The following is a 22,703-nucleotide window of genomic DNA, read 5'->3' as shown; positions in this document are numbered from 1 at the left end:
TTTTATTTCTTTTTTCAGACCCTTTTGGAGGCGTTCACCATGGACTACGACTTTTTGCGCGACATCACCGGCGAGGTCAAAGTACGTTTTTCAATGGGACATGAAGTGGTCGGTCATTGGATCAACGAGGAAGTGAAGGGCGATTTCAGCGTGCTCGACAAGGTGGAGGCGGCAATAGCTGAGGTCAAAGGCAGCGAGCGTCAGTGGGAACTGGTTGGTCATGAATACAGCCTACTGCTCGGTGATGACGAGGTGATGATCCGCGCCAACCAGCTGGGTTTTGAAGGTGACGAAATGGAAGAGGGGATGAGCTACTACGACGAAGAGAGCCTGGCTTTTTGCGGCGTTGAGGACTTTCTGCAAGTCCTCGCGAAATACCGCACGTTCGTGACAACCTATAAATAACTTTTATTTACCCCGTGAGGCTGTCCAGCACAGCAGCGAGCCTGCAACCACCATGCCTACGCCGGGCCAAAAACTGGCTCCTGGTAAGGTATTGAGCCACAAACCGGCAATAAAAATGGCTGACAGCGGAGTGAAGTACGACAGCGCTGCGACCAGCGTGGCATTGCCTTTCTTCATCGCAATATCCCAGCACTGATATGAAATGGCTGTTATGGCACCCATAGCCAGCAATTCAGTGACGGCCGGCCAGGTCAGATTGATGCGGGTCGACGAATACATAAAGTACAGCACCCACAGGACGGCACCGGTTGCCAGCAGGAACAGCGGCAATACGCCTTTTCCTTTACTTAATATTCGCACCAGATTGGAATAGAGCGCCCACGCAATCGCCGCACCAAAAGCCAGCCCGTAGGCGACTGGATTACTGCGCACATTACGCATCAACTGATGCACATCCACGCCGTGTCCTCCGCTTATCGCCCACATCACGCCGGCAAACGCCAGCACCGCACCCGGCAATATCCACCAGCGCACTTTGAGTTTCAATAACGGCACCGCAAACAACAGCGTCAGACTGGGCCATAAATAGTTGATAAGCCCGAGTTCCAGCGTTTGCTGGCGGCTGTTCGCCAGACCAATTGCCAGTGAAAATGCCACCATATAAAACACGAACAGCAAGCCGCAAATAATAAGATAGGCTGGAGACTGTCCGTGCAGCGTGGGTCTGCCGCTGGCCATCCACACCATAATGCCGCTGACCGTATAAATAGAGGCTGCTGCACCAAACGGCCCGAGCGCTTCTGCCAGACTGCGGGTGAGCGCGACACTCATGCTCCACAGCAAAATAGCGATAACACCAAATAGCGTTGCAAAACGATCCATCGGAAAGATAAGCCTCTAAATAAGGAGGCTTTTAAGATAAGCGATTGTCCCGATAAATTACACCGGAACAATCTCTTTATGGAGAGACATCAGAAATAGAAACCGACTTCCAGACCCAATGTTGAAGTGGTGGTGGCAGGCTGGTAGTAGCCGACGGTGCGTCCGTTCAGGTCACCCTGTTTCTCGTCTGACTTGCCGTATTTCTGGTGCACGTAACTGGCTTTGACGAACACATCCTTGTTGATGTTCCACGTCAGGCTGGTGAACGGCGAAAGCTTTGATTTCGGCTCCAGCCAGACATCACCCTGATTGCTGTGCGTCCAGGTTTTGATCGGATACAGTGCGCCACCTTCGACACTCAGACGTGAGTCGGCGGTCATCTGCCAGTTCGCACCCAGAGAGGCTTTGGCATACGGCTGCAATGACACTTCCAGCGCCCTGTAATCCCGCGTGCGGTTTTCTGATGTGATATATACATCGTCGGAGCGTATATTACGCAACCAAACCTGGCCGCCGAGTGCACCTTTCATGTCGAAAGAGATGCTGTCCGACGCGCGATAACGGTAGCCGCGTGTCACATCGGCGCTGTAACCGGTGTAGTAGGTTTTCCCTTTCAGCGTGCCGTTCGGCACATTGGCCTGATCGTCAAGGGTGCTGCCTTTATAATTGACGATCCCGAACATTACGCTCATGTCCCAGGCTTTTAATAAGCCGCTTAGGGCGTCGAGATAATTATGGATCCGAAATTAACGCGCAGGCGCGGGCCATGTTCAGCAACATATTTACCGTCCATATTATCGACGGATTCGTCCCACTTATAGTATTCAGCACCATAACTCACATAGTGCCGCATCTCTTCAGTATTGCTGCCTAACAAACTTTCCCCGGCCCGGGAAACCCCGGAAACCAATAAAGAACTCGCGACCAGCAGGCTGGATACGGTCTTTAATTTACTCATTGTCATTTTTTATTTCTGCTTGAGGGGGATGGAGCTGGTTGCTTAGTAAGCAATACGGCGATGCTAAAGGCTGGAGAGGCAGAGATAAATGGGTTTGTCTGTTTTTCGGAAAATATAGATCTTTTGATCGCCATTATCTAAAATTAATGAATTTAAATGCGTTTAATTTGTTTTATGGATGATATGTTGCTTTAGAAATTCGGCTTAACGGTAAGATCTTTAATCGAATAATTTAACTTAAAATGGAATTTAATCGGCGGATTTATATTAATTTGTCTTAAGGAGTCTGGCCGGTTTTTAAACCGGCGTGATTATTTTACTTAAGTAATGTTTATCGGGTTTCTATAAAGAAGCGCCGCCGCAAATTATTAATTGCTGACCGGTAATCGCTGCGGCGGAGGGGGAAAGTAAGTAACTGACTAAATCGGCGACTTCCTGTGGCTGGATATAGCGGCCGATGGGCGGTAATTTAGGCGACGAACTTTGTCGCTGCGGATTGTCCAGCATCGGGGTTTGCGTCGCTCCGGGCGCCACAATATTGACCGTGATACCGCGCACCGCCAGCTCCGCCGCCCAGCTTCTGGCCATACCGATCATTGCCGATTTGGTCGCGACGTACTGGCTGCGGCCCGCAACGCCCGACGCTGTGCGGCTGCCGAGCAGCACGATCCGCGCGCCATCGGGCATTTTAGCCACCAGCCGGTCCGCGAGCACTTCCGCCACGCCGATGTGAAGTTTCCATAATGTATCGCTTGCCTGGTAATCCAGCTGGCCCAGCGGTGCTGCTTTCATCATACCCGCCGCGTGAATGAGTGCATCCACGGGCGCTAGGGTGTCCAGTACCGCAATAAGCGCCGGGGTTTCTGTCACATCCAGCGGGATCGGTGTGAAATGAGGATGCGAAAGTCCGGCAGCCCGACGGGCCAGCCCTGTCACCTTCCACCCCTGCGCCAGCAGCGTCTGACAGACTGTTTCACCGATGCCGGAGCTGCATCCGGTGACTAGCGCATGTTTCATGGGCGTTTTATTCATAAGTCACTCCCTGAACGCCGCCGCGGGCACTTTGAACACCGCTTTTCGCACGATCGCCGGATGTTCCGTGCAACACAGCGCACGATGCGGTTCGCCGGGGGCAAACGTCACAAAGTCACCGCGGCGCAGCAGGATCTCGTTCGGCAGGGCGGGGTTTTCGAGGATAAACAGATCGGGTTTGCGCTCGGTCGCAGGCTGTCCGGTCGCATCACGCGTATCAAAACCGATGATCTCTTCGCCCTCCAGCACGAGCTGAATATCCAGCCAGTCTTGATGAAACTCAGTGTGGCGTTCAGCGACGGGTGACGTAGTGGCGACAGCGATATGGCAAAACCAACTGACGTCACCGGGCTGAAAGCGGCCATCTTCCCGTGCAGACAGGGCTTCCAGCGAACAGTCGGGGCGAGTGAGGATCTGGCGAAGCGGCTCAGGCAGCGTCGCCAGTTCCAGCGCGGCTAAATTTCCTGCAATCATCTTGATACTCCTGGTAGAAAAGCCCGCATGCATCGGGCCACGTTAACCTCAGCCTTTTACCCAGGACTCTTCGACGCAGACGTATTTGATCGCCTGCCGGAAGTAGGTGAAGGCGATGTGAAGTTCGCCGTTCAGCCCCTGTTTGATGCTCGGATAAGAGAACTCGCGGTTGAGTTTTTGTTGCGAATTGTTGGTCATGCAATAGCCATCGCCGGTTTCCAGATTACGCTGGAGGGGCCATGTCCGGCCGCCGTCTTCGGAAATGGCCAGCGTCATCGGCGCGCGGGGCGCACCCCAGAACGCGCTGCGCGCTCCGGCTGCGAGGATCGCTTCGGTTCGCGCATCGTCTTCTTCATCTTCGATTTCGTCATACAGCGAGGCACGACGATCGCTGGCATCGGCGGCGCTCATCTTGTTAAACACCAGTGCCAGATGGCCGTTGGCGAGCGTGGTGACCTGAATGGACGAGTTGTTGTTCGGCAGCACCGTCGGCACCGGTGCTGTCCACGTATTGCCACCGTCGGCCGAACGGCTTTGATAGATAAAATCGGCCCAGCGGCTGCGGTACAGCGCCAGCAAACTGCCGTCGTGCAGCGGAGTAATATTCATGTGCACGCAGCCAGTGCTTTCCGGCACGGCGACGTCCCGCCAGGTTTTGCCTTTATCGGCGGAGATCTTCACTGCGCTGTCGTCGTTATTGCCGACCCATTTTTCGCCCGGCTGCGTGCGGCAATAAAACACCGGCAACAGCCAGTCACCATTGGCCAATACCGTGACGGGCTGGCGGATAAAGGTACCGGGCTGGTCGAACAGCGTGTCGATTTCCCCCCAGTTTTTCCCGAGATCCTGTGACTGCCGGAAGCGGACAACGGCGGTGTCCTGATTTCCCGATTTCTGCGCGGTATACATCAGCCACAGCACATTATCCGGGTCGAGAAACAGCACCGGATTCTGTTCTGAGCGGCTGGCATCCTCGGAAAACTTTACCGGCTGGCTCCAGACCTGCGCACCTTTCTCAAGGCGCGACAGATAGATGGCGATGTCCGCGATGCCTTCCTGCGTACCACCAAACCACGCGCACAACAGGCTGCCGTTGGGTAAAGGCAGAATATTAGCTGCATGATTTTGCGGACAATCCGAAGGCAGCATCGCGTCACGGCGCGCGGCGTCATTTTCTGCGGTATGTATGTGGCCGCTGCGTTCGACGGTGAGCGTTTCAGTGGTCATTTTTAAGCTCCAGACTTCTGAATAATGTGTGCATTTTCACTTTTTACCTTGCGCTGCGGGATCAGGCGGTCAATCACCATGATGATTGCCGGGGTGACCAGCGCGATGTACATATTGTTGATCCCAAAAGGATCGCCGAGCACATACCACACCGACGTCACGATGCAGGCACCGATCAGGCCGACGTTGGCACCGCGTGCGCTCTTGAAGAACGGCAGATAGAACGCCATGACGGCGACCACGGAAATTGACAGGCGGATGGCGCGGGTGAAGAAGGAAAGCTTCAGCACTTCCGGCACCAGCAGCACGAAAATTAGCGGCAGGAAACCAATCAGCAGGGATAACCAGCGGGTCATTTTGAATTCCCGTTCTGGCGTCGGGTTGCGGTAGGGCACGTAGAAATCTTTCACAATCAGCGAGGCAATCGCCAGCGCGACGGTGCTGACGCTGACGAAAATCGACGCCACCAGTGAGGTGGTCACCAGCCCCGCCAGCCACGGATTCATGTCCTGAATAAAGATCGGAAGCGCGTACAGGCTGTTCATCTCAGGGTGCAGGAATTTTGCTGCGACGCCGATCATGCCAATCGCCAGCGCAATGGGTATGCAAAAGAAGAAGGCCACCCAGGTAGCGCGCTTGGCGGATTCGGCACTTTTGGTGGAGGAAATCGCCTGGATCACGAATTGTGTGCAGAAGATCGAACCGATAGTGCCGATCAGCCACGCGAAGATGGTGCTGGCACCGATGCTGCCATCCCACGTCCAGTAGAAATCAGGCATTTCTTTAACCATGGGCATGACGCCGCCCGTCATGTGCAGGGCGATCCCTAAAATGATCAGCACGCCGATGTATTTTATGGCGCTGTGCAACATGGTGACCCACGCCATGCCTTTCATGCCGCCGAAGGCAAAGTAGAACGTACTGACGACGGCGGTGATAAACGCCGCGACCGGCAGATTCACTTTCAGCACCGTGGAGATGGCCGCCGCGCCGCTGACGTAGTTACCCACGTTCACCAGCAACAGCGCGTAAATCATGATGATCGAGATGATGTTTTTGGTGGTGTTGCCGTACTTCTCGGCAATCGCCCCGGAAATGGTGATTTTGCCGGTGTTATAAATGCGTTTGACCAGCAGCAGGCCAAAGATGGGGAAGCCGATGGCCGCGCCGAGAATCGACCATGAGGCGGCAAAACCGCCTTCGAAAGCGGCCTGCGCCGTACCGATGGTGGATTTTGCACCGATGTATTCCGACATCAGCAGCACGCCGACGATAAAGGCGGGCATGGCGCGCGAGCCTTCCATGAAGTCGCCGCTGGTTTTACTGCGCAAGCGGTAGGTCAGCCAGGTGGTGAACAGGATGTAGGCCAGAACAATACTGATGATAATTAACGTATCTGATGAGCTAAATTCTTTCATTTTTTCCTCACACAGCGCGTAGGGGAACCCTGCCTGCACATTTTCATGCGCAGGGGTGTAGTGGTTTCAGAAGGTAAGGCGCGTTTAGCCGCGCAAATTAAAAGCGTTAATCACGGACAAAATCTTGTTGTTATCGTCCTCGGTGAAGTCGACCGGATACCGGCTTTCACCCACGTTAAAACCCAGCAGATTCACAGCTTTTTTAACCACGGCCGGTGAGAATGCAATGCTGTAAAGATCGGTGCGTATTTGATTGATTTCCGCCTGCACGGCTTCGGCGGCGGCGGCATTATTTTCCTGAAGATGGCGGTACACGGCGTTCACCTGCGCGGGGATAATATTGGCGATGCCGGAGATGCACCCGGCGCTGCCTTCGGTAAAACCGCGATAAATCAGTGAGTCCGGGCCGGTGAGGACATCAAAATCGGTAAACTGCCGGCTGACGTCATGGAAGCCGTGCAGACTTTCCCATGAACCGGCGCTGTCTTTGATGCCTTTGATATTCGGATGATCCGCCAGCACGCGCACGACATCCGGCGTCAGCGTATTGCCGGTGCGCGCCGGAATGTTGTAGAGATACACCGGCACGCTCAGCGCATCAGCCACCGCGCGAAAATGGGCAATCAGCTCCTGCGGGCGCAGAGCGGCAAACCACGGCGTGATAACCGAAACGGCACGCACGCCAAGTTTTTCAATCTGTTTGCCCAGACGGATCGTATCAGCGGTAGAAATCTCCCCCACGTGTGACATTACGCTCGTGTCATCGCCTGCGGCTTCAAGACAGATTTCGGTCACCTGAATTTTTTCCTGCTCGCTGAGCATGAAAAACTCTCCGTTGGTGCCGTTGCAGAAAATATTATTCCCCGCCTGTTTCTGACGTTTCACCTGCTGACGTAATGCGTCGCCATTCAGTTTTCCGTCAGCGGAAAAGGGCGTCACAATGGCGGTATAAACTCCGGTTATGTTATTCATTTTATTCTCTTCACGTCGTTGTCATCGGATACGAAATAAGGGGTTAACGAATACTGCGGTAAATTTCTTCTATTTGATTTTTCTCTACCGGCATGGGCACATTTTTAATCAGCCGTTGTACCTCGATTGCACCCTGAGACAAATAAGGAATGTCGTCAGGTGTGATATTCAGCTGGCTTAACGTGACCGGTAAATCCAGCCGGTGAACCAGCGCATCGAAATACTCCACCAGCGCATAGGATTTTTCTTCTTCACTTAATGCCAGATTGGCGTCGGGAATTACGTCATACGCGCGGGCAAATTTGTTCACCGTAGAAGGCCGGACAAATGCCATGCAAGGAGCCAGCAGAAGGGCATTCGCCACGCCGTGAGGAATATGGTATTTCCCGCCCAGCGGATAGGACATTGCGTGAACCAGATGCGTGCCTGCATGCGCAATGGCGGCACCTCCGTAGTACGACGCCCACAGCATGTTTAACCGGGCTTCGAGATTGCCCGGCTCTGCCACGGCAGTTTCGAGGCTGGCGAACAGTTTTTTCATGCCGACCAGTGCGAAGTTGTCACTTACCGGATTGGCGATGACCGACGTGAAGCATTCAAACAGATGGCACAGCGCGTCGATGCCGGTCGAGGCGGCAATGCGTGTCGGCATGCTGGTGGTCAGTTCCGGCACCAGTGCCACGTAATCCGGCAGCATCACCGGCGTGATGATCCCCACTTTGGTTTCTTTTTCCGGGATCGCCAGAATCGCATTGGGCGTGGCTTCAGAGCCGGTGCCTGCGGTGGTCGGAATCAGCAAAGAGGAGGTACGGCGCTGCGGTTTTTCACCGGCAAGCAGGCCGTTCAGCGTGACGTTTTCATCGCCCGCACACAGCAGCGACAGCAGTTTGGCGACATCCAGCACGCTGCCGCCGCCCACGCCAATCACCAGATCTGCCGAGGGCTGATTTAACGCATTCAGAATGGCAGAGACATCGTGCTGGCTCGGCTCCGGCGGCACGTTATCAATCACGCTCACCTGACAGCCTGCCTTATCCAACTGAGACATCAGCGATTGTACCGGCGGCAGGCCAATAATGTTCTTATCGCTGACCAGCATCACCTGACGTTTTCCGGCCAGTAAGTACCCGATGTCCTGTAATGACTGATAACCGCTGATGATCGTACTGTTGATATTCATGTCTGTTCCTGCCGTCTAAGCCCTTAGTAAGAGTGAGTTCAATCATCAAAGGTCGATACTCCTCACATCGTCAGGGCAATTTATAGGCGAAATTGAAGTTGAATAATTTGAAGTTGCTCACATATAATCAATCATGATTGAATATAATCATAATCAGCCAATTCACACGACTTATTCATCACGGAGCCACGATGGCCAAAAGAGTGACAACCGCAGACCGGCAGACGTCGCCACAACTTCTGGTGATCGCCGATGATTTCACCGGGGCGAATGACACTGGCGTGGCGCTGATCCGGCAGGGGCTGGCGGCCAGCGTGCAGTTTGACGAACACAGCGGCGTGCAGGCCAGCCGCGAAGGGCGTGCGGTGATTTACAGCACCGACAGCCGTGCGCTGAGCGCGGCAGAAGCGGCAGGCAAAGTCACACGTGTCCTCCGGGCCGGGGCCGCCGCATTCTCCGGTGAGTATCAGGTATTTAAGAAAATTGATTCCACGTTGCGCGGCAACATCGGCGCTGAAACAGAAGCGGCGCTGATCGCACTGAATTGCCCGCTGGCGATTGTCGCACCGGCGGTGCCTGAACTCGGGCGGGTGGTCACCGGCGGGCAGTGCTATGTCAACGGCCATCTGCTGACCGAGACCGAATTCGCCACCGACCCGAAAACGCCGCTGAATACTGCCAGCGTGGCGGCGCGGCTTGCGGAACAAACTTCGCTGCGCGTGCACCATGTCGGGCTCGACGCGCTCAGAGGCGGCGATGTGCAGACAGAGATTTTTGCACTGGTGGCATCGGGCGTACGCATTCTGGTGGCCGACAGCGAAACATCTGAGGATTTGGCGCGTATCGTGCAGGCCGCGCAACGCCTGCCGTTCCGCCCGCTGATGGTCGGCGCGTCGGGTCTTATTCATGCGCTGACAGACGCCAGCCTGCGCGGGAGCGGCGACGCGCCGCTCAGCTCCGCCGTCGAAAAATTGCCGCTGCTGGCGGTGGTCGGTTCAATGAGTGACATCGCCGTACAGCAGATCGCTTTTCTGAGGCAACACCGGGCGGTGGCGCTGGTGGATATCGATGTTTTGGATCTGTTTTCGCCCGGGTCACCGGCGCGGCAGCTGACGCTCGCCGCGCAGATCAGCGGGGCGCTCGGACAGGGAAAACACTGCGTGATCCGTACCCTGCAGGGCGCAGAACAGCGGCAATCCATTGACGTCTTTTGCCAGCGACATCATCTCAGCCGCCCGCAGATGGGAGAGCGTATCGCCGCCTTTCTCGGGCAGTTGATTCACCACGTTTTACAGCAACCGGGAAACCGGCCGGGCGGTATGTATCTGTCCGGCGGGGATATCGCGCTGGCCGTCGCCCGGGCGCTCGGAGCATCAGGGTTTGAGATTAAAGGACAGATTGCAGGCTGCGTTCCCTGGGGATATTTACTCGGCAGCCCGTTCCCACGGCTGCCGGTCATGACCAAGGCGGGCGGATTCGGCACTGAAAACACGCTACTTGACGTTTTACGCAGTATTGAGGAGAAGGTGAGTGACTAAAATTATCGCAGTAACGATGGGTGACCCGGCCGGCATCGGCCCTGAAATCATCATTAAAGCGTTAGCGGAGGGCGAGCTGTCGGGCACCAAAGCCGTGGTGGTGGGCTGCGCTGTGACGCTGCGCCGGATCCTGGCGCTGGGGATCACCCCGGCGGCGGAGCTGCGTATTATCGATGCAGTGGCACAGGCGCATTTCGCGCCGGGCGTCATCAACGTACTCGACGAACCGCTGGCGGATCCTAATGCGCTGGTGCCGGGAAAAGTGCAGAAAGAGGCAGGCGATCTGGCGTATCGCTGTGTGAAACGCGCCACCGAACTGGCGATGGCAGGGCATGTCCACGCTATCGCCACCGCGCCGCTGAATAAAGAAGCGTTGCACTCGGCGGGGCATCTTTATCCCGGGCACACCGAGCTGCTGGCCAAGCTGACCCACAGCCGCGACTACGCGATGGTGCTCTACACCGATAAACTCAAAGTCATCCACGTCAGCACGCACATTGCGCTGCGTAAGTTCCTCGATACGCTCAGTCACGAGCGGGTGGAAACGGTGATCCAAATGGCGGACACCTTCCTGCGCTGCGTGGGATATCAGGATCCGCGCATTGCCGTGGCGGGGGTGAATCCGCACGCCGGTGAAAACGGGCTGTTCGGCGACGAGGAGATTAAGATTGTCGGGCCGTCGGTCGAAAAAATGAAAGCCAAAGGTATCAACGTGACGGGGCCTTGCCCGCCGGACACGGTATTCCTGCAAACTTATGAAGGAATGTATGACATGGTGGTCGCGATGTATCACGATCAGGGACATATCCCGCTGAAACTGATGGGATTTTATGACGGCGTTAACATTACGGCCGGTTTGCCGTTCATCCGCACGTCCGCAGACCACGGCACTGCGTTTGATATTGCGTGGACAGGAAAAGCCAAGTCTGAGAGCATGGCGATCTCTATTCAGTTAGCCGTACAACTGGCGTAGTCACACGCCACTGGCGCAAGGCAAAAAGGAATCACGTTGACCGGACAAAGTCGCCTCGATCAGATTATGGATTATCTGAAAAGTCATAATCTGGTCACCGTTGAACAATTGGTCGCCGCTATTGAGGCCTCTCCGGCAACCATTCGCCGCGACCTGATAAAACTCGACGAACAGGGCGTGATCAGCCGCAGCCACGGCGGCGTTACGCTCAATCGCTTTATCCCCAGCCAGCCGACCACTAACGAAAAGTCACAGCGCAGCCTGCAGGAAAAGCAGGCGATCGCTAAAGTTGCGGCAGCCATGGTAAAGCCGGGGGATGCGGTGGTCTTAGATGCCGGTACCACCATGCTGGAACTGGCACGTAATCTGACGCATTTTCCCTTGCGGGTGATCACCGCCGATTTGCGTATCGCACTGTTTTTATCTGAGTTTAAACAGATTGAAGTGACGATTATCGGTGGCCGGATCGATGACAGCAGCCAATCCTGCGTGGGTGAACATGGCCGTCGTTTGCTACGCAGCGTCTATCCAGATATCGCATTTATCAGCTGCAACTCGTGGAGTTTGGACAAAGGCATCACTACGCCGACGGAGGAAAAAGCTGGGCTGAAACAGGATTTGGCGGTCAATGCGCGGCGTCGGGTATTGCTGGCAGACAGCAGTAAATACGGGGCGTACTCGCTGTTTTGCGTTTCGCAGTTGGCTGAAATGACCGACATCATTACCGATAAAGCGCTGAACACGGAGCTCCAACAGTCACTAGGCAACCAGTCGTTTAATTTGACGCTGGCCTGAATCCTATTGCGTTGATATAAAAACAAAAAAGGCCGGGTATCCGCAGATGTCCGGCCTTTCTTCTTCAGTATTTGTCACACCGAAGGCAGATTGCGACCGTAATATATCTCCTGCATCTCTTTGTAGAGCAAATCAGTAATCTCTTTATGCTCTGCCGCGCTTAACTCATCGGGTTTTGCATTAAAAAGATAGTGCTTAAGATCGAACTCTTTAAGCATCATTTTGGTATGGAATATATTTTCCTGATACACATTCACATCCATCATGTCGTACAGTGCTTTCATATCCTGCGACATAAAATTCTGAATCGAATTAATGGAATGGTCAATGTAATGCTTCACGCCATTGACGTCACGTGTGAAACCGCGAACGCGATAATCAATGGTAACAATGTCTGATTCCAACTGGTGAATTAAATAGTTCAATGCTTTCAAAGGTGAAATCACGCCACAGGTGGAGACTTCAATATCGGCGCGAAAAGTACAAAGTCCGCCTTCCGGGTGACTTTCCGGGTAGGTGTGAACGCAGATGTGGCTCTTATCGAGGTGGGCCACCACCGAATTCGACAACGGACCCGGATGCTCTGTGGTATCCACGTCACGCGGATCGACCGGCTCTTCGCTCACTAAAATCGTGACGCTGGCACCCTGTGGTTCGTAATCCTGCCGTGCCACGTTGAGTACATTCGCGCCGATGATTGAGCAGGTTTCGGTGAGAATTTCCGTTAAACGGTTGGCGTTATATTCTTTGTCAATGTAGGCGATATAGCCGTCACGATCGTCAGCCGTTTTGGCATAACAGATATCGTAGATACAAAAACTCAGGCTTTTGGTCAGGTTATTGAAGCCATGCAGTTTCAGCTTTTGCAATTTAATTCACCCCCTTATGGATACAGTATCAGCGCGAGGCTGACAGGGCATTCAGTAGATATTGTGGCAAGGCAAAGCTGCCGTGATGAATGGCCGGATTGTAATAACGGCAGGTAATGCCTGCGGCGTCAAAGCGCGCTTGCAACGTTCTGCTGTCAATCTGGCGACATTTCGTGCTGTTGGTTGCCCAGGCGAAGGTCATTATACCGCCGTAATAAGTCGGGATTGCCGCCTGATAGAACGTAACGTCACTGAAATAGTGGCTCAGTTTTTGATGGCTGTTTACCGCTTCATCCTGTTGCAGGAAGCAGACGCCGTTCTGTGCGACGAAAATCCCACCCGGTTTCAGGCAGCGCGCACAACCTTCGTAAAATGCCGACGTAAACAAGCTTTCGCCAGGACCGATAGGGTCTGTGCAGTCGGAAATGATCACATCATAGGTTTCAGTGGTCTGGTTAACGAAGTTCACGCCGTCGTCGATCACCAAATTAAAGCGGGCGTCATCAAATGAACCTGCGCTGTGATTGGGTAGATACTGGCGGCAAAACTCCACCACACCTGCATCAATCTCCACCATCGTGACAGCTTCCATCCCTTTATGACGGCATACTTCACGCAGCATCCCGCCGTCGCCGCCGCCAATGATTAACACTTTTTTGGCATTGCCGTGCGACAGTAAAGGCACGTGGGTCAGCATTTCATGATAAATAAATTCGTCACGTTCGGTGGTTTGCACCACACCATCGAGCGCCATTACGCGACCGAGGGCGGCGTTTTCAAAAATCACCAGATCCTGATGCTCGGTTTTATCGCGGTACAACTCTTTTTCGACACTGAAATACTGGCCAAAATTGGCATGCAGTGTCTCAAGCCATATTTCTTTTTGTGAGTGATCCTGGGACATATCGCGGTCTTCTCCTGAGTATTCACTGTATTGAAAAATGGGGGGCGACATAATAGCCAACATTACCTGCGCATGCACGGTTGAATGTTGCTCAGAGAGTCTGGTTTTAAAGGAAAGGATTTAAGTGTAGCTGAAAGGTAGGAATGGTATGGGAAGCGCTGGCGGTTGGTATCATCCCGCCAGCTTAAAGCTAATCAGTTCGAGTAAGTCAGCAGACTCAGGGAGTCGCGCGCCAGCGATTTGCATTTAGTTGTCTTAGCAACAGCAATCCCGCTGAGATCGCGATAACTGTCTTCGCCCATTGCCTGCATATTGAAGCTGTTGTAATTGGCCAAATCCCAGCGGTTCTGCTGTGCAAAGAACACGATGGCGCGTTTAATTTTCGCGTTGGGTAACTGGTCATAACCGCAGTTATTTTTCAGATAAACGAAGACGGCGGTCAGGTCCGCTAAATCTTCGGCTTCAGATTCACTCAATGCCTGGCTTGCAGAGGAGAAACCAAGGAGGGTCAGCAACAGCAAAGTCAGCGTAGTTCTTTTCATCGTATTGTTCTTTTAATAGGAAAAAGGAGACTCTAATTGAATTAAAAGACGTTAACATATTTGCCATGCGCCACACTAAATTTCTTTTGTCCGGCCTGCAGCTTGACCTTAACCTTACTGGAGAGTTTAGGCTGACGTTTTTATACTGCATGCACACCACCAAAAGGATCTGAATATGCATCGCCGCGACTTTATCAAATGGACGACCCTGATGGGCGCAGCCACCACATTACCGTGCTGGAGCCGTCTGGCATTGGCCGACGAGCGCCCGGTGCTGCCGGTTCCCCCGATCCTTAAGGTCGATTTTAAGGGCAACTACACCCTCAATTTACAGCGCGGACAGAGCCAGTTTATACCCGGCGTGAATACCGACACCTGGGGAGTTAACGGCAATTTGCTTGGCCCGGTGCTGCGCCTTAAACGCGGCGAACAGGTAACGGTAACCGTGAATAATCACCTTAGCGTCGCCAGTACCGTTCATTGGCACGGGCTTGAAATTCCTGGTGATATCGATGGTGGTCCACAGGGCGTAATTGCGCCCGGTGCCAGCCGCACGGTGCAGTTTAAGCTCGATCAGCCTGCATCGACCTGCTGGTTCCATCCACACCCGCATCATACCAGTGGTTATCAGGTGGCAATGGGGTTGGCCGGGCTGGTACTGATTGAGGACGATGAAAGTAATAAACTGCAACTTCCTTCACGCTGGGGAGTGGATGATATTCCGCTGGTGTTTCAGGACAAGCGCCTCAACCAAGCGGGACAAATTGATTACCAACTGGATGTGATGACCGCTGCCATTGGCTGGTTCGGCAACCATATGCTGACCAACGGCGTGGTCTACCCGCAGCACGGTGTGTCACGTGGCTGGGTGCGTCTACGCTTGCTGAACGGTTGTAATGCACGTTCGCTTAATATCGCCACCAGTGACGGACGTCCGCTGTACGTGATCGCCAGCGACGGTGGTTTCCTGGCTGAGCCGGTAAAAGTCAGTGAATTGGCGATGCTGACGGGCGAACGCTTTGAAGTGCTGGTGGAGTGTCAAGGCAATCAACCTTTTGATGTCGTCACGCTACCGGTCAAACAGATGGGTATGACGCTGGCACCGTTTGACCAGCCGCTGCCGGTGCTGCGTATTCAGCCAACGCTGACGCTGGGCGCGCAGTCGGTCCCTGACACCTTAGTGAACATGCCTGAGCTGGTTTCTGCCGATGGCCTGCCGACCCGCTGGCTGCAACTCTCGATGGATCCACTGCTTGACCAGCAAGGCATGGCGGCATTAATGGAGCGCTATGGTCATGACGCGATGGCTGGCATGAATATGGACCACGGTGCAGCGGCGAAAAGCAGTGATATGGCTTCCATGCCGGGTATGTCTCAGGATGCGCATGGCGACATGGCAGGAATGGATATGCAAAAAAGCGCTGGTAAGTTTGATGTCATGAGTGCCAATAAAATTAACGGCAAAGCTTACGATATGAACACGCCGGCTTTCGATGTTAAACGCGGCCAGTACGAGAAATGGACCATTTCGGGAGAGGGCGACATGATGCTGCATCCTTTCCATATTCACGGCACGCAGTTCCGAATCCTTTCCGAAAACGGCCAGCCAGTCGCTGCACACCGCACCGGCTGGAAAGATATTGTCCGCGTTGAAGGGGCGCGCAGCGAAGTGCTGGTACGGTTCAGTCATCTCGCTGATAGCCAGCAGGCCTACATGGCGCACTGCCATCTGTTGGAACATGAAGACAGCGGCATGATGCTCGGCTTTACGGTTTCTGCATGATTTACTTTCTTAAGCCTCTTTCCTAAATCCCCTTTTATTAATAACCAAGCCAGAGACGTTCCTCTGGCTGCTTTCTCGTGCCTGATCCTCTCCCCGATGCTGATCTCGTCATATCATTAGCTCTTTAATGTTTTATTTTGAAAGTTAAATCTTTCAAAATGTGATCAATACAGTGTAATTATGTTTTCATAATGATTATATTTTATGCGTGGTGACATAAAAATGAAAGCGTAGCCCCACTTATCCTACAGGAGAGCAAGATGATCGAAATTATCACGCACGGAGCCGAGTGGTTTATCGGCCTGTTTCAGAAAGGGGGGGAGGTCTTTGTCAGCATGGTCACTGGCATTTTACCTCTCTTAATCAGTTTGCTGGTGGTGATGAATGCACTGATCGTATTCGTCGGCCAGAAAAGGATCGAACGTCTGGCGCAGCGCTGTGCCGGAAATCCGGTGTCACGCTACCTGCTGTTGCCGGTGATTGGCACCTTTGTATTTTGCAATCCGATGACACTGAGCCTCGGGCGCTTTATGCCTGAGATCTACAAGCCCAGTTATTACGCGGCCAGCTCTTACAGTTGCCACTCCATGAACGGATTATTCCCGCACATCAACCCCGGCGAACTGTTCGTCTATCTCGGCGTTGCCAGTGGTCTTACGACGCTCGGATTACCACTGGGGCCGCTGGCAGTCAGTTATTTCCTGGTCGGCATGGTGACCAATTTCTTCCGGGGCTGGGTAACCGATCTCACAACACACATCTTCGAACACAAGATGGGTATCCAGCTTGACCGTCAGGTTCAACTTTAAACGCGGAGCAGAAAATGAGCATTATTATTCGAATTAACCGCGGTGAGGGCGGTTGGGGCGGTCCTTTATTGATTGAGGCCGTGCCTGGCAAGAAAGTGGTGTATATCACAGCGGGTACTCGCCCGGCGATCGTCGACAAACTTGCCGCGCTGACCGGCTGGGAAAGCGTGGATGGTTTCAAAGAAGGTGAGCCGCCTGCCGAAGAGATCGGCGTGATGGTCATCGACTGCGGCGGCACGTTGCGTTGCGGCATTTATCCAAAGCGCAGGATCCCCACGATCAATATCCATTCAACCGGCAAATCCGGCCCGCTGTCGCAATATATTACTGAAGACATCTATGTTTCCGGCGTGCGTGAGCACGATATCGTCCTTGAAGCCTCTGCCAGCTGGGAGTCGGTTCCGGCTGCTGCGAAGGCTGCGCCATCAGGTGCCGGGCGTGAATATGACACGACCAAAAAAATCACCGAACAAAGTGACGGGCTGCTGGCGAAAGTCGGTATGGGAATGGGGTCCGGTGTAGCGGTGCTGTTTCAGGCGGGGCGCGACACCATTGATACCGTACTCAAAACAATTCTGCCGTTTATGGCGTTTGTGGCAGCGCTTATCGGCATCATTATGGCCTCCGGGTTGGGCGATCTGGTGGCCCACGGCCTGACACCGCTGGCGAAAAGCCCGGTCGGATTGATGATGCTGGCACTGATCTGCTCCTTCCCGCTGCTTTCTCCTTTCCTCGGCCCTGGCGCGGTCATTGCACAGGTTATTGGCGTGCTTGTTGGCGTACAGATCGGGCTGGGAAATATTCCGCCGCATCTGGCCTTGCCTGCGCTGTTTGCCATCAATGCACAGGCAGCGTGTGACTTTATTCCGGTCGGATTGTCCCTGGCAGAAGCCAAACAGGACACCGTGCGTGTGGGGGTGCCTTCGGTTTTGGTCGGACGTTTCCTCACCGGCGCGCCGACGGTGTTGATCGCCTGGGTCGCTTCAGCCTTCATCTATCAATAAGGAGCCAACATGCAAACCATTTACCAAACCACTATCACGCACATCGGGGACTTTGCACGAGAAGCACTTTCCGACCAGATGCTGATCACCTTTCGTGAAGGTGCGCCGCAGGATATTCAGGATTATTGCTTCATCCATCAGCACGGTCAGACCGAAGGCGAACTGCGCACAGGTGCATATATGGAGCTGGCGGATGTCTGCTATCCGGTCACTGCCGTCGGTGAAGTAGCGATGCAGAATTTACGAGAACTGGGGCATATCACGCTGCGTTTTGACGGCAGTGACCGGGCCGAATTTCCAGGCAGCGTGCATGTGAAAGGCATTACCCCCGACGATATTCCGCTGGGTAGCATATTGAAATTTATCGATTAACATTAGGATCAGGAGTCAATTATGGAACAGGTTGCAGTCGTGATCGGTGGTGGTCAAACGCTGGGCGCATTTCTTTGTCAGGGACTGGCTGAATCCGGTTATCGGGTTGCCGTTGCAGATCTCAATGAGAAGAATGCCGCGCTGGTAGCAGCACAGATCAATCAACAATTCGGAGCAGATCGAGCCTTTGGATTTGGCGTGGATGCCACCAGTGAAAGCAGTGTCGCGCAACTGGCGAAAGCCGTTGATCAGACATTCGGCCAAATGAGTTTACTGGTTTACAGTGCGGGAATGGCGAAGGCTTCGCCGATCATGGATTTTGCTCTGAATGATTTCGATCTCTCATTACAGGTGAATCTGGTGGGCTATTTCCTGTGCGCCCGTGAGTTTTCACGGTTGATGATCCGCGATGGGATCCAAGGGCGCATCATTCAGATCAACTCGAAATCCGGCAAAGTGGGCAGTAAACATAATGCAGGTTACAGCGCAGCGAAGTTTGGCGGGGTGGGCTTGACACAGTCTATGGCGCTGGATTTGGCCGAATATGGTATTACGGTGCATTCGCTGATGTTGGGGAATTTACTAAAATCGCCGATGTTCCAGACATTATTGCCGCAGTACGCCAATAAATTAGGTATCGATGCCGATCAGGTCGAACAGTATTATATCGACAAAGTGCCACTCAAACGCGGCTGTGACTATCAGGATGTGCTCGACATGTTGCTGTTTTACGCCAGCGATAAGGCCTCTTACTGCACCGGCCAGTCGATCAATATCACCGGCGGTCAGGTGATGTTCTGATGCCATCCGCTCCGGTAACCGGGGCGGATTTTCGCTTTTAAGGAGGACTCGATGACATCGACTTCGGCATTAATCTTCTGCGCAGTGCTGGCCTGGCTGGCGCAGATAGCATTGGGCTGGTGGCAGTTACAACGCTTTAATCGGGCATTTGACCGGTTATGTCAGCAGGGCAGTGTTGGTGTCGGGCGTTCAGCCGGACGCTTCAAACCTCGTGTTGTGCTGGCGCTGGCATTCGATAAAGAAGAGAAAGTCTGTGCCGGTTTTTTACTGCGCGGCCTGACGATTTTCGCTAGTCCGCAACCTCTTTGCACGCTCAACGGTATGAGCCGGCAACAGTTGATGATAGGTGTGACCTTTCCGAAAGATCCGAATGTTCAGACTGCACTATTATTAGCGATTGAATCGAAATCATGATATTTTCATTTTAAAAGCTATTATCTTTCAAAAAGAATGATAATGAATGGAATTTATCTGAAAATTTGAGCGTAAATCGTGATGAAACCTAAACAGCGTCAGGCGGCGATACTGGAACATTTGCAACAATTTGGTAAAACGGCAGTAGATGACCTAGCGGCGCATTTTGCTACCACCGGCACGACCATTCGGAAAGATCTCACCCTGCTGGAGGAAGAGGGCGCGGTGATCCGTACCTACGGCGGCGTGGTGTTGAGCAGAGAAGAGGGCGATCAGCCCATTGATCGCAAAACCCACATTAATACCGGCAAAAAATTGCGCATTGCGCGCGCCGCTATTAAAGAAATTCAGGACGGCGATTCTCTGATTTTCGACGCGGGGAGTACGGTCATGCAGATGGTGCCTTTTCTCGGCCAGTTTAATAACATCACGGTGATGACTAACAGTCTGCACATCGTCAATGCGTTGGTCGAGCTGGATAACGACCAGACTATCCTGATGCCCGGTGGCACTTATCGTAAAAAATCCTCCTCTTTTCACGGCAGCCTGGCCGAAGGTGCCTTCAACCAGTTTAATTTCGACAAGCTATTTATCGGTGCCGATGGTGTGGATCTCAACGGCGGCGTGACGACGTTTAATGAAGCCCATGGTGTCAGCCAAGCTATGTGCAAAGCTGCAGAGCGCATCATTCTAATGGTGGACTCCTCAAAATTTGGTCGTAAAAGCCCCAATATTGTATGCGACCTTTCCCGTGTCGATACTCTGATCACTGACAGCGGTATCAGCCAACAGTATCGTGAGGCGATTGAAAAACACGGTATTCGCATCATTCTTGTGGGAGAAGAAGATGAATAAATCGCTGCTGGAATTCGCACGCGAAACGTTGGAAATCGAAATTGAAGAAGCACAGAGGTTGATGACCCGGCTGGATGAGCGCTTTGTCCACGCTTGCCATCTGCTGCTGAACTGCACTGGTAAAGCCGTAGTATCTGGCATGGGAAAATCGGGGCATATCGGAAAAAAAATCGCCGCGTCGCTGGCCAGTACCGGTACGCCAGCCTTCTTTGTCCATCCTGCCGAAGCGCTGCATGGTGATTTAGGTATGATTGGCAGCCAAGACGTGCTGATTTTCATCTCTTATTCAGGCCGTGCCAAAGAGCTGGATATGTTGCTGCCACTGCTGGCAGAAAATAACACCAAGCTTATTGCCATTACCGGCGGTAGAGATTCCCCGCTGGCGCATGCGGCTGACGCCGTGATTGATATCAGCGTTGAGCGTGAAGCCTGCCCAATGGGTCTGGCCCCAACCTCAAGCACGGTCAATACGCTGATGATGGGCGATGCCCTTGCGATGGCGCTGATGCGTCACAGGGGTTTTGGTGCAGAAGATTTTGCCCGCTCACATCCCGGCGGCAGTCTGGGTGCCCGTCTGCTTACCCACGTGCATCATTTGATGCGAACTGGTGACCGTCTGCCGGTGATGGGTAGCGACGACAATGTCATGAATGCGATGCTGGAACTGAGCCGCACCGGCCTCGGGCTGATTGCCGTATGTGATGCGCAGCAGCGCGTCGTTGGTGTTTTCACCGACGGTGACCTGCGCCGATGGCTGGTCAAAGGGCATAGTCTGAATGAGCCTCTGTTCAACGCCATGACACGGCCGGGTTACCGCCTACCGGCACAGTCTCGAGCCGGTGAGGCGCTGGAAGCTCTTCATCAGCAAAACATCAGTGCTGCACCGGTGGTGGACAGCAATGGTGTTCTGGTTGGTGCGATAAATCTGCACGATTTACATCAGGCTGGTATTGGCTGATATTTCGGCGTTAACCCCTCAGCGGGTTCTTTGTTATAATCCCTGCCGCTTTATGGTTGCCATTTTTTGATTGATGGTGATAAATATTAAAAATTTCAGGTGGTTAGGTTTTATGAAACACAGAGTAGACGTCATGATTTCCGAACAAGAAGTCAAAACCCGTATCGCCGAGTTAGGCCGTGAAATCACCGGGCACTACCGCGACAGCGGCAGCGAAATGGTGCTGGTCGGGCTGCTACGCGGCTCGTTTATGTTTATGGCTGATCTGTGTCGTACCATTGACGTATCCCACGAGGTGGATTTCATGACCGCTTCCAGCTACGGCAACGGTATGTCCACCACGCGCGATGTCAAAATTCTCAAAGATCTCGACGAGGATATCCGCGGCAAAGACGTTTTGATTGTCGAAGACATCATTGACTCCGGCAATACGCTGAGCAAAGTGCGTGAACTGCTGCAACTGCGCGGACCTAAATCACTGGCTATTTGTACGCTGCTCGATAAACCTCAGCGCCGTGAAGTTGACGTCAAAGTCGAATACGTCGGTTTCGCCATTCCCGACGAATTCGTGGTCGGCTACGGCATCGACTATGCCCAGCGTTATCGTCATTTGCCGTATGTCGGCAAGGTAGTGATGCTCGACGAGTAACCACTGATCGGCTTCGCCTATCGCATCCGCAGATTGATATGCCTGAAAAAAGGCACAAAAAAAGGCACATAATGTGCCTTTTGCTTTTTAATCTTTTGTACAGTTACTCTGGATTGCCATGCAGCAGGGCGGAGACGCCCTGACGATAACGTTGTTCAAGGGTTTCGCGGCTGGTGGAGGACACTTCGAGATCGCGCAGACGCCCGTCCTGAATGCCATAAACCCAGCCATGCAGGGAGACTTTCTGCCCGCGCTTCCATGCTGACTGCATTACCGTTGAGTGTCCGAGGTTGTAAATCTGCTCAACCACGTTGAGTTCACACAACTTGTTCAGACGCTGGTCCGGCGACAGTTCGCCAAGCAGTGAGCTGTGTTTGTACCAGATATCACGAATGTGCAGCAGCCAGTTGTTGATAAGCCCGAGCTCCGGGTTTTCAACCGCCGCCTGTACGCCGCCGCAGCCGTAGTGACCACAGATGATCACGTGCTCAACTTCCAGCACGTCGATGGCGTATTGCACGACGGAAAGGCAGTTGAGGTCAGTGTGGATCACCAGATTAGCCACGTTACGATGAACAAACAGTTCACCGGGTTCGAGTCCGGTCAGTTGTTCTGCCGGAACGCGGCTGTCGGAACAGCCAATCCACAGGAAGCGTGGTTTTTGCGATTCTGATAGACGTTCGAAGAAGCCTGGGTCTTCTTCCACCATGGTTTTTGACCAAAGGGCGTTATTACTTTTAAGTGTTTCAATCTCATTCATGGAAGTTAATAGCCTGTAACCAACTCGTAGCGATGGGTTAATATAGGGGAACACCTCTTTTTTTTAAACAGATTCAGCATCCCAAATGATGATCAAATCTTAACGTCAGAATTTATAACAAGGTTCTCT

Annotated in this window: 26 protein-coding genes; 13 read left to right on the top strand and 13 right to left on the bottom strand. The window is 53.3% G+C overall.

Annotation, left to right across the window (positions count from 1 at the left end):
- Nucleotides 1-39 precede the first annotated feature (39 nt).
- Nucleotides 40-405: a protein YacL gene (gene yacL / locus ACMV8I_RS11410; RefSeq protein ID WP_498865341.1), complete on the top strand. Its 366-nt coding sequence runs from the start codon at nt 40-42 to the stop codon at nt 403-405.
- Nucleotides 406-408: 3 nt separating this feature from the next.
- Here yacL and yddG read toward each other — a convergent pair whose 3' ends face one another.
- The 9 genes from yddG to ACMV8I_RS11365 form a co-directional block, all read right to left on the bottom strand.
- Nucleotides 409-1,287, bottom strand: coding sequence for an aromatic amino acid DMT transporter YddG (gene yddG, locus ACMV8I_RS11405; protein WP_498865340.1), 879 nt, complete (start codon nt 1,285-1,287; stop codon nt 409-411).
- A gap of 89 nt (nt 1,288-1,376) precedes the next feature.
- Nucleotides 1,377-1,979 carry a hypothetical protein gene (locus ACMV8I_RS11400; protein ID WP_498865339.1) on the bottom strand — a complete coding sequence of 201 codons (603 nt, stop codon included), beginning with the start codon at nt 1,977-1,979 and terminating at the stop codon, nt 1,377-1,379.
- A gap of 23 nt (nt 1,980-2,002) precedes the next feature.
- Entirely contained in the window at nt 2,003-2,245 is a 243-nt protein-coding gene (locus tag ACMV8I_RS11395; protein WP_498865338.1) for a hypothetical protein, read from the bottom strand.
- Nucleotides 2,246-2,587: 342 nt separating this feature from the next.
- Nucleotides 2,588-3,277, bottom strand: coding sequence for an SDR family NAD(P)-dependent oxidoreductase (locus tag ACMV8I_RS11390; protein ID WP_498865337.1), 690 nt, complete (start codon nt 3,275-3,277; stop codon nt 2,588-2,590).
- Nucleotides 3,278-3,280: 3 nt separating this feature from the next.
- Nucleotides 3,281-3,751 carry a NanQ anomerase/TabA/YiaL family protein gene (locus ACMV8I_RS11385; protein ID WP_498865336.1) on the bottom strand — a complete coding sequence of 157 codons (471 nt, stop codon included), beginning with the start codon at nt 3,749-3,751 and terminating at the stop codon, nt 3,281-3,283.
- Nucleotides 3,752-3,799: 48 nt separating this feature from the next.
- Entirely contained in the window at nt 3,800-4,978 is a 1,179-nt protein-coding gene (locus ACMV8I_RS11380) for a sialidase family protein (protein WP_498865335.1), read from the bottom strand.
- Nucleotides 4,979-4,980: 2 nt separating this feature from the next.
- Nucleotides 4,981-6,396: a sodium:solute symporter family protein gene (locus ACMV8I_RS11375; RefSeq protein WP_498865334.1), complete on the bottom strand. Its 1,416-nt coding sequence runs from the start codon at nt 6,394-6,396 to the stop codon at nt 4,981-4,983.
- Nucleotides 6,397-6,480: 84 nt separating this feature from the next.
- A complete protein-coding gene (locus tag ACMV8I_RS11370) occupies nt 6,481-7,368 on the bottom strand; it encodes a dihydrodipicolinate synthase family protein (protein ID WP_498865333.1) in 888 nt (295 codons plus the stop codon).
- A 43-nt stretch (nt 7,369-7,411) separates the two neighbouring features.
- Entirely contained in the window at nt 7,412-8,548 is a 1,137-nt protein-coding gene (locus tag ACMV8I_RS11365; RefSeq protein ID WP_498865332.1) for an iron-containing alcohol dehydrogenase, read from the bottom strand.
- Nucleotides 8,549-8,739: 191 nt separating this feature from the next.
- On the opposite strand from ACMV8I_RS11365, the gene dtnK reads away from it, so the two are divergent.
- From dtnK to ACMV8I_RS11350, 3 genes are read left to right on the top strand one after another with little or no spacing between them, the layout of a single operon-like run.
- On the top strand, nt 8,740-10,086 hold the full coding sequence (gene dtnK, locus ACMV8I_RS11360) for a D-threonate kinase (protein WP_498865331.1): 1,347 nt from the start codon (nt 8,740-8,742) through the stop codon (nt 10,084-10,086).
- Complete coding sequence (locus tag ACMV8I_RS11355) at nt 10,079-11,059, top strand: D-threonate 4-phosphate dehydrogenase (RefSeq protein WP_498865330.1); 981 nt, start codon at nt 10,079-10,081, stop codon at nt 11,057-11,059. Before dtnK ends, ACMV8I_RS11355 begins: the two co-directional genes overlap by 8 nt.
- 36 nt (nt 11,060-11,095) lie before the next feature.
- Nucleotides 11,096-11,854 (top strand): DeoR/GlpR family DNA-binding transcription regulator, encoded by a 759-nt coding sequence (locus ACMV8I_RS11350; RefSeq protein ID WP_498865329.1) that lies wholly within the window; start codon nt 11,096-11,098, stop codon nt 11,852-11,854.
- A gap of 74 nt (nt 11,855-11,928) precedes the next feature.
- On the opposite strand, the gene speD is transcribed toward ACMV8I_RS11350, so the two are convergent.
- The 3 genes from speD to ACMV8I_RS11335 form a co-directional block, all read right to left on the bottom strand.
- A complete protein-coding gene (gene speD, locus ACMV8I_RS11345; protein WP_498865328.1) occupies nt 11,929-12,723 on the bottom strand; it encodes an adenosylmethionine decarboxylase in 795 nt (264 codons plus the stop codon).
- A 28-nt stretch (nt 12,724-12,751) separates the two neighbouring features.
- Nucleotides 12,752-13,627, bottom strand: a complete 876-nt coding sequence (speE, locus tag ACMV8I_RS11340; protein ID WP_498865327.1) for a polyamine aminopropyltransferase — start codon at nt 13,625-13,627, stop codon at nt 12,752-12,754.
- 194 nt (nt 13,628-13,821) lie between these two features.
- Complete coding sequence (locus tag ACMV8I_RS11335) at nt 13,822-14,169, bottom strand: YacC family pilotin-like protein (RefSeq protein ID WP_498865326.1); 348 nt, start codon at nt 14,167-14,169, stop codon at nt 13,822-13,824.
- A 175-nt stretch (nt 14,170-14,344) separates the two neighbouring features.
- Here ACMV8I_RS11335 and cueO point away from each other — a divergent pair, with 175 nt between their 5' ends.
- From cueO to hpt, 9 genes are all read left to right on the top strand, one after another.
- Nucleotides 14,345-15,952, top strand: coding sequence for a multicopper oxidase CueO (gene cueO / locus ACMV8I_RS11330; protein ID WP_498865325.1), 1,608 nt, complete (start codon nt 14,345-14,347; stop codon nt 15,950-15,952).
- Between the two features lie 260 nt (nt 15,953-16,212).
- Nucleotides 16,213-16,761, top strand: a complete 549-nt coding sequence (srlA, locus tag ACMV8I_RS11325; RefSeq protein ID WP_498865324.1) for a PTS glucitol/sorbitol transporter subunit IIC — start codon at nt 16,213-16,215, stop codon at nt 16,759-16,761.
- Nucleotides 16,762-16,775: 14 nt separating this feature from the next.
- Entirely contained in the window at nt 16,776-17,765 is a 990-nt protein-coding gene (gene srlE, locus ACMV8I_RS11320) for a PTS glucitol/sorbitol transporter subunit IIB (protein WP_498865323.1), read from the top strand.
- Nucleotides 17,766-17,774: 9 nt separating this feature from the next.
- Nucleotides 17,775-18,137, top strand: coding sequence for a PTS glucitol/sorbitol transporter subunit IIA (gene srlB / locus ACMV8I_RS11315; RefSeq protein WP_498865322.1), 363 nt, complete (start codon nt 17,775-17,777; stop codon nt 18,135-18,137).
- A 21-nt stretch (nt 18,138-18,158) separates the two neighbouring features.
- Entirely contained in the window at nt 18,159-18,938 is a 780-nt protein-coding gene (gene srlD / locus ACMV8I_RS11310) for a sorbitol-6-phosphate dehydrogenase (protein ID WP_498865321.1), read from the top strand.
- Between the two features lie 51 nt (nt 18,939-18,989).
- A complete protein-coding gene (gutM, locus tag ACMV8I_RS11305) occupies nt 18,990-19,352 on the top strand; it encodes a transcriptional regulator GutM (RefSeq protein ID WP_498865320.1) in 363 nt (120 codons plus the stop codon).
- A gap of 81 nt (nt 19,353-19,433) precedes the next feature.
- Nucleotides 19,434-20,207, top strand: coding sequence for a glucitol operon DNA-binding transcriptional repressor SrlR (gene srlR, locus ACMV8I_RS11300; RefSeq protein WP_498865512.1), 774 nt, complete (start codon nt 19,434-19,436; stop codon nt 20,205-20,207).
- On the top strand, nt 20,200-21,165 hold the full coding sequence (gene gutQ, locus ACMV8I_RS11295) for an arabinose-5-phosphate isomerase GutQ (RefSeq protein WP_498865319.1): 966 nt from the start codon (nt 20,200-20,202) through the stop codon (nt 21,163-21,165). The genes srlR and gutQ overlap by 8 nt, the downstream gene beginning before the upstream one ends.
- A gap of 112 nt (nt 21,166-21,277) precedes the next feature.
- A complete protein-coding gene (gene hpt / locus ACMV8I_RS11290) occupies nt 21,278-21,814 on the top strand; it encodes a hypoxanthine phosphoribosyltransferase (protein WP_498865318.1) in 537 nt (178 codons plus the stop codon).
- A 103-nt stretch (nt 21,815-21,917) separates the two neighbouring features.
- Here the strand turns inward: hpt and can are convergent, their stop codons facing one another.
- The gene (can, locus tag ACMV8I_RS11285; RefSeq protein WP_498865317.1) at nt 21,918-22,574 is read right to left on the bottom strand and encodes a carbonate dehydratase; all 657 of its coding nucleotides are present in this window, start codon (nt 22,572-22,574) and stop codon (nt 21,918-21,920) included.
- Nucleotides 22,575-22,703 lie beyond the last annotated feature (129 nt).

It is taken from the genome of Ewingella sp. S1.OA.A_B6 (assembly GCF_049889095.1).
Taxonomy (GTDB): Bacteria; Pseudomonadota; Gammaproteobacteria; order Enterobacterales; family Enterobacteriaceae; genus Ewingella.
This window is presented reverse-complemented; position numbering and strand designations above follow the sequence as displayed.